This window comes from Citrobacter sp. Igbk 16, from assembly GCF_028069755.1.
Classification (GTDB): Bacteria; Pseudomonadota; Gammaproteobacteria; order Enterobacterales; family Enterobacteriaceae; genus Citrobacter.
This window is the reverse complement of record NZ_JANEWJ010000051.1, coordinates 1-17,461: the sequence shown is the minus strand read 5'-3', so window position 1 is coordinate 17,461 and position 17,461 is coordinate 1. Positions and strand designations below refer to the sequence as shown.

The 17,461-nt window shown below is 48.0% G+C and carries 13 protein-coding genes and 2 pseudogenes; 12 read left to right on the top strand and 3 right to left on the bottom strand.

The features are described 5' to 3' along the window. From NNO03_RS21830 to NNO03_RS21775, 12 genes are all read left to right on the top strand, one after another. On the top strand, positions 1-2,329 hold a 2,329-nt coding region (locus NNO03_RS21830), incomplete at its 5' end, for a T6SS effector BTH_I2691 family protein (RefSeq protein WP_271450538.1). A 19-nt stretch (positions 2,330-2,348) separates the two neighbouring features. Beyond that, the gene (locus NNO03_RS21825) at positions 2,349-3,365 is read left to right on the top strand and encodes a putative type VI secretion system effector (protein ID WP_271450537.1); all 1,017 of its coding nucleotides are present in this window, start codon (positions 2,349-2,351) and stop codon (positions 3,363-3,365) included. A 23-nt stretch (positions 3,366-3,388) separates the two neighbouring features. Continuing rightward, positions 3,389-4,405: a putative type VI secretion system effector gene (locus NNO03_RS21820; RefSeq protein ID WP_271450536.1), complete on the top strand. Its 1,017-nt coding sequence runs from the start codon at positions 3,389-3,391 to the stop codon at positions 4,403-4,405. A 158-nt stretch (positions 4,406-4,563) separates the two neighbouring features. Next, a complete protein-coding gene (locus NNO03_RS21815; protein WP_202037773.1) occupies positions 4,564-4,830 on the top strand; it encodes a PAAR domain-containing protein in 267 nt (88 codons plus the stop codon). Positions 4,831-4,836: 6 nt separating this feature from the next. Next, a complete protein-coding gene (locus NNO03_RS21810; protein ID WP_271450535.1) occupies positions 4,837-5,988 on the top strand; it encodes a hypothetical protein in 1,152 nt (383 codons plus the stop codon). Positions 5,989-6,277: 289 nt separating this feature from the next. After that, on the top strand, positions 6,278-9,409 hold the full coding sequence (locus NNO03_RS21805) for an ImcF-related family protein (RefSeq protein WP_271450534.1): 3,132 nt from the start codon (positions 6,278-6,280) through the stop codon (positions 9,407-9,409). After that, positions 9,406-11,004 carry a type VI secretion system protein TssA gene (gene tssA, locus NNO03_RS21800; RefSeq protein ID WP_271450533.1) on the top strand — a complete coding sequence of 533 codons (1,599 nt, stop codon included), beginning with the start codon at positions 9,406-9,408 and terminating at the stop codon, positions 11,002-11,004. The genes NNO03_RS21805 and tssA overlap by 4 nt, the downstream gene beginning before the upstream one ends. 22 nt (positions 11,005-11,026) lie before the next feature. Further along, positions 11,027-12,793 (top strand): type VI secretion system baseplate subunit TssF, encoded by a 1,767-nt coding sequence (gene tssF / locus NNO03_RS21795; RefSeq protein ID WP_271450532.1) that lies wholly within the window; start codon positions 11,027-11,029, stop codon positions 12,791-12,793. Next, a complete protein-coding gene (gene tssG / locus NNO03_RS21790; protein ID WP_271450531.1) occupies positions 12,754-13,842 on the top strand; it encodes a type VI secretion system baseplate subunit TssG in 1,089 nt (362 codons plus the stop codon). The genes tssF and tssG overlap by 40 nt, the downstream gene beginning before the upstream one ends. Beyond that, positions 13,817-14,353: a type VI secretion system lipoprotein TssJ gene (gene tssJ / locus NNO03_RS21785; RefSeq protein ID WP_202037779.1), complete on the top strand. Its 537-nt coding sequence runs from the start codon at positions 13,817-13,819 to the stop codon at positions 14,351-14,353. Before tssG ends, tssJ begins: the two co-directional genes overlap by 26 nt. Further along, complete coding sequence (gene tssE / locus NNO03_RS21780; protein ID WP_137382603.1) at positions 14,350-14,793, top strand: type VI secretion system baseplate subunit TssE; 444 nt, start codon at positions 14,350-14,352, stop codon at positions 14,791-14,793. The genes tssJ and tssE overlap by 4 nt, the downstream gene beginning before the upstream one ends. A gap of 1 nt (position 14,794) precedes the next feature. Further along, positions 14,795-16,132, top strand: coding sequence for a VasL domain-containing protein (locus NNO03_RS21775; RefSeq protein WP_271450530.1), 1,338 nt, complete (start codon positions 14,795-14,797; stop codon positions 16,130-16,132). Positions 16,133-16,377: 245 nt separating this feature from the next. Here NNO03_RS21775 and NNO03_RS21770 read toward each other — a convergent pair. The 3 genes and pseudogenes from NNO03_RS21770 to NNO03_RS21760 form a co-directional block, all read right to left on the bottom strand. Next, positions 16,378-16,563, bottom strand: a pseudogene (locus NNO03_RS21770) (hypothetical protein); the annotation flags it as partial. A gap of 54 nt (positions 16,564-16,617) precedes the next feature. Next, positions 16,618-16,889: pseudogene (locus tag NNO03_RS21765) on the bottom strand (type IV toxin-antitoxin system AbiEi family antitoxin domain-containing protein); the annotation flags it as partial. A 38-nt stretch (positions 16,890-16,927) separates the two neighbouring features. Then, on the bottom strand, positions 16,928-17,461 hold a 534-nt coding region (locus tag NNO03_RS21760; protein ID WP_271450529.1), incomplete at its 5' end, for a hypothetical protein.

The following is a 17,461-nucleotide window of genomic DNA, read 5'->3' as shown; positions in this document are numbered from 1 at the left end:
GCGTCTGAGTGCATCAAACTGGACGTCACCGCAGACTTCAGAGCAAACGACAGAAGCAACGACAGGCAATCTTGCAGGGGTTCTGGATTACATCGCCCCGCAGGGAAGCCAGTTGAGTCCGGCAATGTTGTTACCGTATGGCACCCATACTAAAATTCGCGTCAGCCAGTGTGTGAGTGAACGCTATGCAATAGTCAAAGAGCCGGGGCCGCAGGAGACGTTGTACCCGTGGAAGAGCGGGGTGGCCGGAAACACAATCCGGCAGATGAAGGAACGGGGAGTGAAGCCAGACGGTTCCCCCGTCACGCCGTTGCTGATGGCGCTGCATGATGCATCAGGGATAACGCATGAGCTGACGGGATGGACGAATGATGTCCTGGCGATGGCGAAGATATTTGGTGAAGAACGCGCTCCGGAGTTCTGCACTCAGAGTCTGATTAACGGAGTTAAGGAGATTGTTAACAAAAGCTCGGAACAGAATGTTGAAGCCCAACTTTCTGTATTACCCCAGGAAACATATCTCTCTCCTCCTGCAATGGATTATTCTTATGATATGTATGCCCAGAATGAGAAATCTAAAGGTACAGACCCGAAGGATATACTAACCCGCGAAGAATTCGAAAAGCAGGTAAAGGGAAAACAACACGAAGTTTATAAAAAACACCAGGTAGCTAATGATTGGTCGAAATATTCTCGAATGATCAAGCAGACTAAATGGGAGTCTTTTAATAAATGTTGTGCTGATCTAACACAAAAAATTGATGAACAACTCGCTAAGCTGATTAGCTATCGTTGTGAATGGTTACAGGCTTCTTTATTTATAACAATGTTACAGGATTTTTTCTCTAACGATCCTGTTGATAACGCGAACTATCGTGAAATTGCTGCCTTTGCGATGACTGGTCTTGGTGAGTCGCAATCAGGTGTAAAATTGCTGGATGACTGGATAGACGCATATACGACGACAAGTGAAGCTAATCTTGTCTGGAGAACACATTTTTATAATAATCCAGAGATCATGGCTGATGCGGAGTCATTATTGACTAGCTTGCACCAGTGTAGCATAGCGCCGGTTTCTGAAAATGATGTACTCTACTTTTTTGAGAAGAATGGCGCTAAACTTAATAAAATATTTAAAGGTTTTGAAAAAGCAACGAGTGAAATTTCAAAACCACTGGCTGGCAATGTCGTATTCTCGAAAAGAGTGCTGTATCAAATGGACCAACACATGGCAACCGTAGGGGCCAGGTTTTTTTCCGTGTCACGGATTGGACCTGTTCTCAATACCATGAATGACCTCATTGTTCGAACCCTTTTCTCACTATCTTCTGGAAAGTCAGAGTTAGAAACCAAAATATTGTTCAGTAAATATTATGGTTGGGCTACGGAACGCAGGGCTTACATTACCGGCACTGTTTTTTACAGCCCGCAAAGAGCCATTCGGGCTGATCTTCTCCGAGGGGCGAGTAAGAAATATGCCGCACTTGAAAAAGCGTATGCCAATTACCTTAGCCAGCCTGTGGGAACTTCTGGTTATGCGGTGACCAGCATTAGAATTTTTGTTTTATTTTTCAATGTTGTTGAGTTGTATAACCAACTCGATAATTTTAAAAATGAACCTGCTAACTACGCGAAGGTAGTCAGCGCAATATCGGCAACGGCGAGCGGGATGATTGATATTGCAACCCCTGCAATGGAGGTCATTCTTAAAGAGAAAAATAGTCTCCACTATATGAAAATGTTTGGCGCAGGATGTTCGCTGATAAGTGCAGGTATTTCGCTGGGGTTAGATATTTCCACATTATTGAACAAAGTTATTTTACCGAATTCCAGTAAAAAATGGGCATTTACGGGTTTATATTCAATCAAGACACTTAGCGATGTTGCCATTATTGCTAAAGCGGAAGGGAAATTGATGTCGGTGCTGATTGAACGCTTTGGCTGGAAGACTGCTAAAGGGGAATTAGCCGTATGGTTGGGGAGGGCAGCTGCGCCACAATTCACAAAGTTAGGCGTCGAATGGGTGGGGCTGTTGGCTTCCTGGGAGGTAGCCCTGTTATTGATGGTCGCTGAATATATTCTGACGGAATATTATTCACGTGATGCCTTACAGTCGTGGATTGAGAATGGCTTGTTTGGTGATGATTGTTCGATTGATATCGATAGTTGTACACCGGAAAAAATCAATATATTTATTGATGAAACCAGGAATTCACTGCAAGAAAGCTTACGTCAATTATCTTCAGCTAAAAAACAACAACGTGGAAAACCAATAATTTACTGGCCATTTATTATCTATGATGCGCCGGAAGTCCCTGCTGTGGTTTAATTTGGAGTAACGAAATACTATGACAGAAGATGACGAACTGTTCGCCAATATGCCCAGAGCCTATATCCGGGGACTGGAGAAGGGTAAGGGGTATATTGAAGAAAACTATCTCCGGGAGCGCAGGGAATGGATGAAATTAAGACAAACCATTGCGTACTACGAATCGGATGGCAAGAAGAAGCATAAAAAGCGGCTGGCAGAACTGTACCGTGAAGAAAAGCCGCTGGCAGAAGCGCTGGCTGATATGCCACCGGACCCGGTACTGCCCCCGCCAGCCCCGCTGATAAAGGTCAGGGGAGTGGTGACAAACTACCACCAGCGCTGCCTGACGCACTATTTTGACACCAAAGCCTATCCGCAGACGTGGGAATATTTCAGCAGGCAGGATGAGAACATGGCGTCTGCCGCGCTGGTGCTGGCCTCGACGGGGTCTGCGGAAACGGCACAGGGCATGGTGGCGAGCAATGAAGACAGGGTTCCTTCTTCGGCATGGTACGTTACGGGCGAAATCAATGGCCGGCAGTTTTCAGGGTGGCTGGGCGCCCCCTATTGCCGGGAAGGTGAGGAAGTGGAGCTGATTGCCGCGCCGGTAGGAGAGGAGTACCTGGTATATGCCCTTATCCGGCCACATGCACGCTCGCTGACCATGCCGCCGTGGTGCTACCAGGGAATACGACGCGCACGAATAGACGCGATGAAAGTCCCCATTTCGATCGTTATTATTCTGGCTATTCTGTTGCTGATAGTGGGTTTGTATAAAGAAGATTGGGTCCTTAGTGAAGGATTACTGCAAGTGATAGTGATCTTTTTGGTTACGGGAACCTTTCTGTATATCCTGCCCGCAATATGGACGATCTGGCGACGACATCCCTTTCCGAAAGAACAGTTGACGGAGGAAATATTGACTGTTGCTGGCTGGGATAATGTGACCAATATTGACCTTCTGAAACACGACAAGAAAAAGATAAAAGAATTTAAGAAACAAGGACGATCTATTCGATTACTTAAATCAGGATGGTGGTTTTATTACTATTAGCTGGAATTAAAAGATTAAATACTATGACAGAAGATGATGAACTGTTCGCCGATATGCCCAGAGCCTATATCCGGGGACTGGAGAAGGGTAAGGGGTATATTGAAGAAAACTATCTCCGGGAGCGCAGGGAATGGATAAAATTAAGACAAACCATTGCGCACTATGAATCGGAAGGCAAGAAGGAGTATAAAAAACGGCTGGCGGAACTCTATCGTGAAGAAAAGCAGCTGGCAAAAGCGCTGGCCGATATGCCACCGGACCCGGTACTCCCCCCGCCAGCCCTGCTGATAAAGGTCAGTGGTGTGGTGACAAACTACCATCAGCGCTGCCTGACGCACTATTTTGACACCAAAGCCTATCCGCAGACGTGGGAATATTTCAGCAGGCAGGATGAGAACATGGCGTCTGCCGCGCTGGTGCTGGCCTCGACGGGGTCTGCGGCAACGGCACAGGGCATGGTGGCGAGCAATGAAGACAGGGTTTCTTCTTCGGCATGGTACGTTACGGGCGAAATCAATGGCCGGCAGTTTTCAGGGTGGCTGGGCGCCCCCTATTGCCGGGAAGGTGAGGAAGTGGAGCTGATTGCCGCGCCGGTAGGAGAGGAGTACCTGGTATATGCCCTTATCCGGCCACATGCACGCTCGCTGACCATGCCGCCGTGGTGCTACCAGGGAATACGACGCGCACGAATAGACGCGATGAAAGTCCCCATTTCGGTCGTTATTATTCTGGCTATTCTGCTGCTGATAGTGGGTTTGTATAAAGAAGATTGGGTCCTTAGTGAAGGATTGATGCAAGTGATAACGATATTTTTGGTTACGGGGACCTTTCTGTATATCCTGCCCGCAATATGGACGATCTGGCGACGACATCCTTTTCCGAAAGAACAGCTGACGGAAGAGATATTGACTGTTGCTGGCTGGGATAATGTGACCAATATTGATTTGCGAAGATTAAAACGCAGAAGAATAAAAGAATTCAAAAAAAATGGAAAATCTGTATGGGTAATGACATCGGGATGGTGGTTTTTTTATTATTAGACGAATTTTATTTTTGGGTTTAATTTTAAAGCTAATATTTATTACCAGGTAAGATGTTATTATCTGATCTTTATCTGATTATATAGATGTGTTGGGTAATCTTTTGTTTTTTTCAAAGTGTTATGTCTTAATGGTTATATTTTTTATAGTGAGGATTTATGTTGCTAGGCTTGGTCAGACTCAATGATCCATTAAGTAGTGGTGGTAAAGTAATTTCAGTTTCGTCAACGATAACTATCGATGGTTTAGGTGTCGCATTGCTTGATGATACTGTTATATGCCCTATTCCATTTCATGGAGTAAATAAGATAATCCAGGGTTCTACAGAGTGGATCTCAGATGGAAAACCAGTAGTTGTGCATAAATGTATGTGTCAATGCGGCTGTTATGTTATTTCAACCCTTCCCTGTAGCGGGATTTGGTAAATTAAAATGAGTTGGAATATCCCAGGTAAAAAGAAAATACAACCTGTACCTTCTATAAGGTGGGGGCGTGATAGTGGTGTTTTTTTCTCATTGTTAATAACTATTGTTCTGTTATTCACTCTGTTTTATTATATTACTCATAATAGTGATTTTTTTTATTATGCTTTTGCAGTATCGATAAGTATTTTTTTAATGTTTATTATATACATAGGGCTTAGATTGTTTCAACTGGGTGTGTCTCTTGAAAAAAATGAAATGATATTAACGGAAGGTTCTAATATTGATTGTGAGTGGTCTAAATGGGCATCTGATTATATAAGCATTGTAGATTATAGTTATCTCTTTCCCGAAGAATCACGGATATCCAGTTTACTTGAAATAAACGAATTCAATGCCATTGGAACCAGGGCGTTACATTTTCCAGAATCGGTCGATTATACTGTTTTATTCCATGAGTTATTGGCTCCCATGAGAGCCAGATTAATTGAGGTTACTTCTGAAAAATGTTTGGTTATTAACTTTATTATTGGTCAGATGTCAGGGGTTTCAGCATGGCAGCCTTTTTTATTGGCCTGGGAGCGACTTGGGCTCTCTGAAGATATAATTAAAAACAGTGAATTTATCTTGCACGATTATGTATTAAATATTAATGAATGGCTAAGCGTTACGGAGGATAAATTCAGGTTAATTATTGTAGGGGAAAAATCAACGGATATCAAAGATAATCACCATGGAACGGGGGATGGGATGTGTGCTTTTCTTTTCGCTCCGCCGATGTTAGTTAATCAGAATAATAGTGTCGAGAAAGCAAGGCTGTATAGGTCTATCGCTACGAATGAAGGTGAACTACTCAAAGACCTTAGCGATATTATTTTTTATCAGGCCAGGGTTGGGATAGTTGACAACTTATTGATAGGGAAACATAGCGATAAACAAGATGTGGCTAAGGTGGCAGTTCTTCTTAATGAACATAATAAAAATCTTGAGCAATATTATGCAGAGTTATATATCGGCATTCACGGAGAGTTTGATATCTGGATGATGTTGATGTTCTCTTTATTAAATGGGGAAAACGTGAGTGCTGTGGATCTAATATTCTCGGAATCGAATGGGAAGATTATATTGTCGAGGGTTAAAAAAATCAGAAATCAGGAATAGATATATGAACAAGTCCACCTTGTTGCGGCTATTTGGTTGGCTATGTATTTTGGTTGTCGTTGGTTTGATATGTTATGTAGTGCTTTTTTATTACGGAGAGTATTTGGGGGTGGAGACCAAAACAACAAGGATAATCGTCGTTACAACTGTTCTATTAGCGCTGTGTTATATTTTTAAATTATGGCAGATGAATGCGCTGAAATCAGTGCTGATATCGTATGTTCCATTGTTAAAATATAAATCAATTATTTATTTTTTTATGCCATGGAAATCATCTGATAAGGCAAATGTGGGAAATAATACGACCGCCACATTAGATAGTAATATATTCATTAACATCCATTCTACACTTAAAGAGAATTACGGCCGCCGCTGGCGCGCCAAAACGCGTGTCCTGCTGGTGATGGGAGATGCCACTCAGGTTGAGCAACTGGTGCCTAAACTCACTACTCAGCGCTGGGTTGAAGGGGATGGCGTGGTGTTAATCTGGGGAGGTAGGCTCACTGAAACGCCAGATGCCTCGTTGTTTGATGCGATACGCAAGCTGCATCGGCGCCCGCTGGATGGGATTGTATGGGTAACCCCCACTTTTCAGCACCAGCAGGCATTGGTTCAATCGACACCCGTTGTCTCTTTAACCGCAGAACAAATAGATAATGCCGCCCGCCATCTTCAGGCTGTTTTTACCACGCTTCGCTGGCGAGTGCCGTTATACCTTTGGTCGTTGCATGGCGCTCAATTCGTCCGGGATGACGTAACCCTTCACTCTGCGACGTGTTTGTTCCCTGCTGGATGCACCACGGCGTTATGTCGTTCGCAGTTGACCTCGCTGGCAATGCAGGTGGCGGAGCAAGGCACGCAGCAGGTTACGTGCAATATCCGCGATAACTTCTTACTGAAAATGGCTAATTTGCTGATACCTGGCGCAGAAGCCATCAGCGAATCGTTGTCCACTTTTTTCAGCCCGCACCGGCCTCTGCCGCTGGCGGCGGTCATCCTGAGCCAGTATGCGGAAAATACCTCATCGCGCGTTGCGCATGCCTGGATGCGTGATGATCGTTGGCGTGCGTTGCTTGATTCACTCCCTGCGTTACCAGCTGAACTTAAGGCACAGCGTACAGGCCGTTCAGGGATGCGCGTGTTGGCCGTCTGTACAGCCGGTTTGATGCTGTTATGGGGGGCGGGAATGGTGGTGTCTTTCCTGGCGAATCGCAATCTGATCGGCGAAAGTCTGGATCAGGCGAGACAGGCAGGCGGCCCGGATGCACCGCTCGCTGAGCGTTTTACGGCGCTATCTGCTCTGCAGCAAACGCCAGGCATGCTTCGCTGGCGTCAGCAGAATGGGGTGCCGTGGTACTACCGCTTCGGCTTAAGCCAAAATGATGCTCTGCTGGATGCGCTATGGCCGCGTTATACGCGTATCGCTATTCCGCTCCTGCGTGATGAAGCCGCTCAACATCTCACTCAGGAATTAACGGCTTTAACCCGACTGGCTCCAGACAGTCCACAGTTTGCCGCTCGGGCAAAAATTGCCTACAACCAACTGAAAATGTATCTGATGCTCTCCCGGCCTGAACAGATGGAGGCGTCATTTTTTAGTCAGACGTTGATGCAAGACTGGCCGGAGCGAGCGGGTATTTCGCGCGCATCATGGCAGGGCATTGGGCCTGGGCTTTGGCAATTCTGGGGAGAACACCTTCAGGCGCACCCTGAATGGAAAATAGCAGCCGATAAAAATCTGATTAGCCAGGTGCGAACGCTGTTAATTCGTCAGATGGGGATCCGCAATGGCGAAGCCGCCCTGTATCAGAAAATCATTGAACAGGTAACGCCGCATTACACCGATCTTCGTCTGGAAGACATGACCGGCGATACCCGGGCAGAGCACGTATTTTATACCCGCAGTTCGGTTGCTGGCGTGTATACCCGCAAAGCCTGGGAAGAGGAGGTTTTGCCCGCCATTGAGAAAATCGTCAACAACCGCCGGGAAGAAATGGATCAGGTGCTGGGGGATGATACGCATTCTGCAAGCGACCCTCTCTCTCCACAGGCCTTAAAGATGCGTCTTAGCGAGCGTTATTTCACGGATTTTGCCGACAACTGGCTCGATTTTCTCAACAGTATTCGCTGGAAGCGCACCCAGACGCTAAGCGATGCCATCGATCAACTCACGTTGATTGCAGATATCCGTCAGTCTCCTCTGGTTGCGTTAATGAATACCCTCGCCGTTCAGGGACGCACAGGGTTAACCGGTGAAGCGCTGTCGGACTCACTGGTGAAGTCGGCAAAGGATCTGTTTAACACGAAAGAAAAGCAAACCATTGACCAGCATGCACGGGAAGAAGGCCCTATGGCGAGTACCTTCTCGCCAATTCTGGCATTGATGGAGGAACAATCGGCTGGGCAGGATATTAGCCACCTGAGTCTGCAAACCTACCTGACCCGGGTAACGCAGGTCAGACTGAAACTCCAGCAGATTACTAACGCTGCCGATCCGCAGGGAATGAGTCAGGCTCTGGCGCAAACGGTGTTTCAGGGCAAAACCATCGATCTCACCACCACGCGTGACTATGGCAATCTGGTGGCGGCCAGTCTGGGGCAAGCATGGAGTGGATTCGGTCAAACGATGTTTGTTCAGCCGCTGGAGCAGTCATGGCAGCAGGTGTTGCAACCGACCGCGGCGGGCCTGAATGCGCAATGGAAGGCGCTGATTGTGAATGACTGGAACAGCGCATTCGGCGGACGTTATCCGTTTCGCGATGTTGGCAGTGAGGCTTCTCTGCCGCTGCTGGCGCAATATCTGCGAAGCGATAATGGTCGGATCCCGCATTTTCTCGAAAGCCATTTAAGCGGTGTGCTGCATAAACAGGGTAGCCACTGGGTTGCCGACACGGTGAATGCTCAGGGACTGGTGTTTAATCCGGTGTTCCTCGAGGCGATGGACCAGCTCAGTCAAATTGCGGATGTTGCATTTATTCGTGGAGAAGCCGGGATGCGTTTTGAACTGCGTCCTGGAACGGCGCAGGATGTGATGCAGACTGACCTCGTGCTGGATGGGCAGAAACTCACCTACGTTAACCAGATGCCAGCGTGGAAAAACGTTGTCTGGCCTGCCGATACGCAAGCGTCAGGGGCAACCCTAAGCTGGGTGAGCACCAATACGGGAACCCGAATCTACTCAGATAACCCCGGTACCTGGGGATGGATAAGACTGCTTGAGAAAGCGGAGATAACCGACAACGCTGGCGTGAGCAGCGGTTTTAATCTGCGCTGGACTGCGCAGGATGGATTGCCGCTGAACTACACCCTGAGAACGGAAGCGGGTGAAGGCCCGCTCGCATTACTCAAACTCCGCGACTTTGAACTACCAGAAGCAATTTTTATTGTTAGCAGCAAGATTTCCTCAGAGGAAGAAGAATGAGCGCTCTGAAACGCCTACTGGCTGCCAGCACGGCTTCGCCAGATGAACAACCGCAACTAATGGAACAGGCGCAAACGCAGACTGCGCTATGGAAAAACTGGCTATTGCCCATTTCAGCAGCCAATCCCGGTGGTGAAGATCCAGGCTATGACGATGATTTTCAGCGTATGCGAGAGGAGGTGAATAAACTTTCTGGCGCGCAAACGGATCTCATCATTGAGCTCGCGGAAAAAATTCTGACCCATACCTGTAAAGATGTCCGTGTTGTCACCTACTACACATGGGCGCGTTTGCATCAGGATGGTGAGTCCGGCCTGGCGGATGGTCTGATTTTGCTGGCTGGCCTGATGCAGCAATATGGCGATTCTCTCCATCCCTTAAAAGCCAACAGCCATAAGGCCGCCCTTGAATGGCTGGCAGGCGGACGGATGCTGGATAGTCTGGCGCGTTTTCCCGAGGTTTCACGACCTGACACGCAACGGATTGCCGGTGCGCTGATGTTGCTGGAGCAGCAGTTTAGTCAGCGAGAGGAGAGCATTCGTCCAGGACTTGGGGCGTTGTATAGCGCGCTGGAAAATCGGCTGGCACAGTCTGGCGGCGCTCAGGCATTGGTACCGCAGAATATCAGTGCTCAACCCAGCCGGCACAGCGCAGAAACCCTTGTCCTCAAAAGTATTGCTTCTGGCCGTGAGCTGCTGGAACAGGCACGGTTGTTGGCGAAATACTTAAGCGATCAGCCGGATGGCTGGCTGGCGGCGCATCATTTGATGAAGAGCGTGCGGCTCGATACGGTCAGCCAGCTTCCTCCGCCAGATGGCACCGGACGTACACGCCTGGAATCGCCCAAGAGTGATTACCGTGCGCAGCTCAAGCGTATGTATTTACAGCAAAACTGGACTGAACTGATTGAGTTAACTGACAGCTTATTCGTTGAGGGAGTGAATCATTTCTGGCTGGACGTGCAGTGGTACCTTCATCAGGCGTTAACCAGGGCGGGTTCGCCATGGGATAAAAATGCCACGATTATCATCAGTGATCTGAAAATGCTGCTACATCGGATGCCGGGTCTGGAAACGCTGGCTTTTAACGACGGAACTCCCTTTGCTGATGACGTCACCCGCGAGTGGATAGCCCGTGACGTGCTGCAGGAAAGCGACTGGCAGACGGAAAAAGTCGCTGCTACTACCGCAGGTGCGGACGACGATATTCTGTTACTTGAAAGCGAGGCGCTGGCGCTGGCGGATAGCGAAGGCGTTGAAGCCGCGCTTGCCTGGCTTCAGACTCGCCCCGGCATTATTTCACGTCGACAGCGTTGGTTACGCCAACTGTTGATGGCCCGTCTGACCGAACAATGTGGGCGCAACGATCTCGCGTTGCATTTGCTTGGCGAATTGAATACGACAGCACACTCTCTCACCCTCAAACAATGGGAGCCTGAACTGCTGTTTGAAGTCAAAGCGCGACGGCTGAAACTTCTGCGTTTAAAAGCCAACCGCAGTGAAAGTGACAAAGCGCGTCTGGCGCCAGAGATGGACTCCCTGTTGTCCGGTTTGGTCGCCATTGATCCCGCCAGAGCTGCTGTCTTGTGTGGCTAAAACTAAATAAGCGAACTGTAAAATGGAAGATTTAACTCTGCGTTATTATGACGCGGAAATGCGTTATTTAAGGGAAGCGGCAAAAGAGTTTGTACAGGCGCATCCGGATCGTGCAGCGATGCTGGATCTGGATAAAGCCGGCATTCCCGATCCGTATGTGGAGCGATTATTTGAAGGTTTTGCATTTTCGATGGGGCGCTTGCGCGCCAAAATAGATGATCATCTTCCTGAATTTACCGAAGGCTTGATGAGCCTGCTGTGGCCACATTATTTACGTACCATTCCCTCCTTAAGTATTGTCGAGCTTTTACCTGATATTGATGTACTGAAAATGAGCGAACGGATTAATGCGGGGTTTGGCGTATTGTCCCAGCCAGTTGGCCCGAAAAAAACGGTATGTCAGTATCGTACTACTCAGCCCGTCACGCTCAATCCGTTGTCTGTCACGGCGGTGAATATGGATGCCGAACCTGACGGACGCTCGGTTATCCGTATGCGAATAAAGTGCAATCCACAGATGGACTGGTCGCAAACCGATCTGACACGCCTCAGCCTTTACCTGAGCGGCGACGCGCCGGTGACCCACGCGCTGCACCTTGCTTTGACAAAGCGTCTGGCCTCTCTTTATTTGAGACTCCCCAACAGCGTAGAACGTATTCGACTGGAGGGGTACTTTTCCCCGGGCGGATTTGCCGGTGAAGACAGTTTATGGCCAAAAGGCGATGCGGCGTTTGGCGGCTGGCAATTATTGCTTGAATATTTTACGTTCCGCGAAAAATTTATGTTTGTCCATCTTAACGGTCTGGAAAAGGTAACGTTTCCTGCCGGTATAGATTGTTTTGAAATAGAAGCTGTACTGACTCAACAGTGGCGTTCTGAGCTTCCTCTGGGGAGTGAAAATATCCGTCTTCATTGCGTTCCGGTTATTAATCTCTTCACTCTGGAAGCCGATCCGCTGGTGGTTAATGGGCTTGAAAGCGAATATTTGCTGCGTCCGCGCAGATTACATGATGGCCACACGGAAATTTATTCGGTGGATGCAGTTTCTGGTTCGCAGCGAACGCGTAATGCCGTCTATGCCCCATTCACCAGCTTTCGCCACAAGGGCGGAATGATGCGCCGTAATGCGTCCGAACGTTACTACCATACTCGCGTCAGACGCGGCGTATCCGGATTGTATGATACCTGGCTGATACTCGGAGGCGATGCCTGGGAGCGGGATCGTCTTGCTGAGTATGAAACTGTGTCATTGAAAGTGACCGGCACAAACGGTCAGCTACCCAGACGAGCTTTGCAGAGTTCATTGCTTAATCGTTGTGAGCAGATCCTCCAGACGCCGCTTGCCGTGCGTAATCTGTGTAAGCCGACTCTCCCCGCTTACCCTCCCGCAGAGGATCGTTTTCACTGGCGCGTGTTGAGCCACCTGGGATCCAGCTTTCTAAATATGATGGCCAGCGCTGAAGTGCTCAAAGGAACGTTGTCTCTCTATAACTGGCAGGATGATGAGCTTAATTATCGTCGCCTGGATGCGATCATGGATGTTCAACAACATGAAATACAGCGCTTTGAAAAAGGATTTCTACTCCGTGGTGTGGACATCGAAATAACGCTTGATGAGAACGGATTTACCGGTGAGGGCGATATTCATCTGTTTGGAGAAATGCTTAACCGCTTTTTTGCATTATATGCGGATATTCATTTGTTTAATCAGCTTACTTTAATCATACAGCCGGCAGGGAAAATCTTGCGATGGACAGAGAATCACAATCAGCGGCTGCCCGGCTGCTAAATAGCCTTGGCGAAAACCTGCCACGTACCAATTTTTATCGTTTCTGCCAGTTGCTGGAACAGGGGAACCCGCAAGCGCCAGCTCCTGGGAGCCAACAAAGCCCGCGCTTCGATGCCATTCGTTTTCGCCCTCATCCGGGGATGGGGTTCCCGGCGGGTGAGCTAAAAAGTGCAGAATATGATCCGAAGCAACCAACACTGCTGCCAACGGTTCGGGTCACTTTTATGGGGCTGTATGGCGTGGAATCGCCGCTGCCGACAACCTATCAGGATGATATTGCCCAGCGCCAGGAGGGTTCGGACGTTGTCGCTGAGTTTCTGGATATTTTTAATCACCGCTTAATTACGCAGTTTTATCGAATCTGGCGTAAATACAGTTATCCAGCGACTTTTCGCCCCGGTGGTACAGATGAAACATCGCAATATTTACTGGGGCTAACCGGGTTGGGGATTCCCGGATGCGCCACGCAAACGGAAGCCCCGCTATCGCGTTTTTTGGCGCTGTTAGGAATAATGAGAATGCCAACGCGTACAGCGGAAGGAATATCCGCGCTGGTTTCTTTATTATCACCAACAACAAATATCACCGTGACCCCTCATGATAAACGTTCAATCCTGCTGGATAAGGCGTTAAAAATGAGTGCGCGGCAACCCGTTAGCCTCCATTCTCGTCCGGTGATGGGGAATAGCGCCGTAGATATTAACAGTCAGGTGCTAATTACTCTGACAACGGATGTTCCCGATGAAGTTCGCGACTGGTTACCCGGTGGTCAGCTTTACCATGATTTTCTCGCGCTGATGCACGTTTATTTAGGTGCCAGAGTGAATGCGAGGCTGCAATTACGTATTCCTCGTTCGGCGCTTCCGGATGCTCAACTTACCAGTCATAACAGCGAACGCGCGGTACAGCTCGGCCGCACGGCTGTAATGCGTCTGGATAATCCGGAAATTAAGAATCAACTCATAACGATTAAGCTTGGGCTCTGGCAGAGCCTTAGTCAACATGATCAGCGGAGGGAAGCCGATGAGACTGGCGATTATCGCTATTAATTTTGCCGTAATAACCGCAATGACCAGCCAAATCACCGGATGTGGTCTGACACAAAAAGTATCTGAAGGCGCGGTATCATTAACGAAGTCAATTTTTTATAAGGAAATTAAAACATTGCATTTGGATCTTTCCGCCAGAGAAGCCGCTAATAAAAATGCGCAGGGCATTGCGCTTTCAACAGTCGTACGTATTTACCAGCTCAAAGATCGTAAAGCATTTGATTCGGCAAACTATCAGTCTTTATTTGCGCAAGACAGCACGGTGGTGAAAGCAGATTTATTGGCTCAGAAAGATATTCGGGTACGTCCTGGTGAAAGCGTAACTGTCGATATTCCACTCGAAAAGGAAGCGCAATATGTTGGCGTGGCGGGAATGTTCATTTCTCCCGATCAGTCTGAGGATTCATGGCGTGTCGTATTAGGTCGTGAAGATCTCGATTCTGATAAAGCGCGAGTGATTGAATTAAATTCTCAGGCTCTGGTTCTTCAGATGCAGGAGGACGAGTCATGATTAAACGGCCTTCTCTTTATGACATCTTGTTGGGTAATTTTTCCGGTGGTTTTCCTTTGCACGGAGTCAGTGAAAACACGCAGGTCATCTTGTCCGTCCTGGATAATATGCAGCGCATTTTGAATACCCGCGCCGGTAGCCTCAAACATTTACCCGACTACGGTCTGCCGGATATGACCAAAATCCTCCAGGGTATGCCAGGAACGGCGCATCAGCTTATCAGCACGCTTTCTCAGGTTTTGTTGAAGTATGAACCGCGACTAAAAGGTATTCAGGTAACGATGCAGAAGCAGGAAACGCCGGGGCATTTGCGTTATGCAATCGATGCTGAACTGCAGGACCTTGGTATTGTTCGCTATGGCACTGACTTTACCCCTGAGGGGCGGGTCCTTATTCGTCATCTTAAGAAGCAGGGCTGGCTTGAGACGAGGGTGTACTGATATGGAAAAGAATCGCATCACCACCGGTGGCGACCCGCGTGCTTTTACGGAGTTCGGGCTGTTACGCGATGAAATTAGCAAACTGACTCACCCCGCGCGCCCGGATGTTGACTGGCACAACGTTGAACAGTTAAGCCTGACATTGTTTCGTCATAACGGCGTCGAACTGCAAACCCTGGCCTGGTATACCGTCGGCAGAATACGTAATGCGGGCCTGATGGGGCTTGCCGAAGGCGCGGAACTCATGGAAGCCTTATTGACGCACCACTGGAATGTTATATGGCCGCAGCAGACGCATGCCCGCGTTGAGATTCTGGCATGGCTGTCTGCCCGTTTACAGCAAGAATTGCGTACGTTGACGCTGTCATATGCTGATTTATCAATGGTGTATCGGGTTGAACAGAGTTTAAAACATGTCTGCGAAGTGCTGCAACGGCTTGAGTTGAAAGCGCTGAGTAAACTGGAGGCTGTTGTTACCTGGATGCGCAATGCTGCTTTGCGCCTGGAGAAGGCTGAAGCGGATTCGGGAGCGGCCGCTGTGATGATACCGGCTTCAGGTGCGACCATTAACGTTGATACGTCTTTGCCACAGTTGGTCTTTGTGGTTAATAAACCCGTGTCACCAGAGCAATCGGGCGCAACGGTTTTTGCTACTCAAACCGAACAGGGAACCCGAGGGATGTGGTTAGGGTTTGCTATCGGTGTCATGGTGACTGCATTAGTAAGTACAGGTGCTTTTCTTGGTATCACTCATATGCGTGCCGACGGATATGAACTGGTGAAGCCATTGCCGCAGAGGCTGACGCCAGAGCAATTGTCCACGTTGAGGCAATCTTCAGATTTGCAGGAGCAGAAGCAGGAAATAATTGCCGCAACGCAAGGGCAATTGGACGTTTTACATGACCTGTCACCTCTATGGTCGAGGGAGTATGCCGCATCATTAGCGCAGCAGTTAGTCACCCTGTGGCCGGAGGAATCGCAGACGACATTCGTTAGTGGGTTACAGAAATCGTTAACCACGGAAGCGTTGCCGGAAAGCGCTCTGCAAAACTGGCATGATGCCCAGCAGGGTCTGGAAGCGTTAACCGCCAGGCTAAATACGCTTGATGAACGCAAAGGTAAATATCTGACGGGGTCGGAGCTGAAATCAGCCATTTTCACTATTCGCCACCAGCTTGACCAAACGCCGCCGACAGAAGAGTTATTGCGTCAAATAGATGACGAATTAAAAAAGCAGGGGAGTGTATCACCCGCTTTGTATCAGCAGCTCGATATGCGGATTAATCAGCTTCTTAATCGTTATGCGCTATTGAAACAAAGCGCTACGGGGAGGGAGTAAATTATATCAAACAAAAGCAAAAACCCGCCTTGTGGGCGGGTTCTTTAAATAGTGGTGCCGGATTCGGAATCATATCCACGGTTAAGGTGCTGTTTGTTATTGGTTTTGTTGGTATTTCTCGCGAACAGAGCCCCCACGAAGGCCCCCATTAAAAATTGCTTTGGTTTTGTGATGATTTTCACAAATAATCGGCAATTAGCGAGTGATGTCATCATGAAGCAGTTGAGATAACCAAGCATCATTGTTCAATTCAATCCCTTAAAACCAGAGCTAAGAATACTGCTCCAGAACCCCTCTAACTTGCTCACCGTCGCCGCATACTTGGCCGGTTTTTTTTCCTTCAGTACCGCCAGATTACGCAGCTTCCAGCGAATAGCCGGTAGGTGTTGAATTTCAGAATAGCGATACAGTGACCAGACAGCACTATTTTGCCACGCAGATCCATCTTCGACTCCTTCGGGTTTAAATGTGCGAGGGACGGTTATTTAATAATCCTGCTCCAGCCAGCCGCCGGGAACGATTTGTTATTTTCCCGTACCTGTTTCTATATCGCTTTGATCGAGATACCGAAAATAAGGATGTGCATTGCGCCGGGCAAGATAGAGCATCACCCGGTTGGTTTTAACCGAATGGCCGGCGCAGAGCAAGCCTGTAATTATCGCGGTCTGAGAAGATGCATTCTCTGAAACAGAGCGTTGGCATGTTCGAACGAGATCAACGAAGGAACACCGCAGGCAATCTCGTACGTGGCCAGTTCAGGGCGCAGAAAATTCTTATTCACTGCGCCTGATGATTTTACCTGTCGTTTTCAGAAACTGCGGACTCAAGAATTATCTTGATAGCATTTTTCAACAAAGCTGCTGCGGGTTTTCGATAATCAGGTGATACAGTGCCAAAAATGCCCTTTATCTGGCTTGCTCGGGTATAGGTAGAACCGATGCCACTAAGCTGTAATGCATTTTCCCATTTAAGATTTTGCGATTGAAGAATTTCAATACGCGCAAATGATAGTAATTTTTTGGAAAATTGTTGTTTTATATTGTTAATTCTTTTTTTCTGCATCGATGGAGTTGCATCATCAACCCAAGATGTAGGGTTTGAAATAAAATATTCCATTTCTCGAATGATTTCTTCATGAAAATCAGAAATAGGCTCCATATCTCGATATCCATCACATTCCCACGTCATTCTACGATTGAATGCTTTGACAGTCTGCCAATGCTTGGAATCTAATAATTCATCCCATTTTTTAGTAAAATTCTTCGATGATTCGTTTAAGAAAGAAGATAGCATTTCATAATCATACTTTGGTTTAACAAAATCTGGTTT

Bases quoted from the DNA above. Each gene is read 5' to 3' on its own strand.
- NNO03_RS21825 (WP_271450537.1), top strand. From the start codon at position 2,349: ATGACAGAAGATGACGAACTGTTCGCCAATATGCCCAGAGCCTATATC.
- NNO03_RS21820 (WP_271450536.1), top strand. From the start codon at position 3,389: ATGACAGAAGATGATGAACTGTTCGCCGATATGCCCAGAGCCTATATC.
- NNO03_RS21815 (WP_202037773.1), top strand. From the start codon at position 4,564: ATGTTGCTAGGCTTGGTCAGACTCAATGATCCATTAAGTAGTGGTGGT.
- NNO03_RS21810 (WP_271450535.1), top strand. From the start codon at position 4,837: ATGAGTTGGAATATCCCAGGTAAAAAGAAAATACAACCTGTACCTTCT.
- tssA (WP_271450533.1), top strand. From the start codon at position 9,406: ATGAGCGCTCTGAAACGCCTACTGGCTGCCAGCACGGCTTCGCCAGAT.
- tssF (WP_271450532.1), top strand. From the start codon at position 11,027: ATGGAAGATTTAACTCTGCGTTATTATGACGCGGAAATGCGTTATTTA.
- tssG (WP_271450531.1), top strand. From the start codon at position 12,754: ATGGACAGAGAATCACAATCAGCGGCTGCCCGGCTGCTAAATAGCCTT.
- tssJ (WP_202037779.1), top strand. From the start codon at position 13,817: ATGAGACTGGCGATTATCGCTATTAATTTTGCCGTAATAACCGCAATG.
- tssE (WP_137382603.1), top strand. From the start codon at position 14,350: ATGATTAAACGGCCTTCTCTTTATGACATCTTGTTGGGTAATTTTTCC.
- NNO03_RS21775 (WP_271450530.1), top strand. From the start codon at position 14,795: ATGGAAAAGAATCGCATCACCACCGGTGGCGACCCGCGTGCTTTTACG.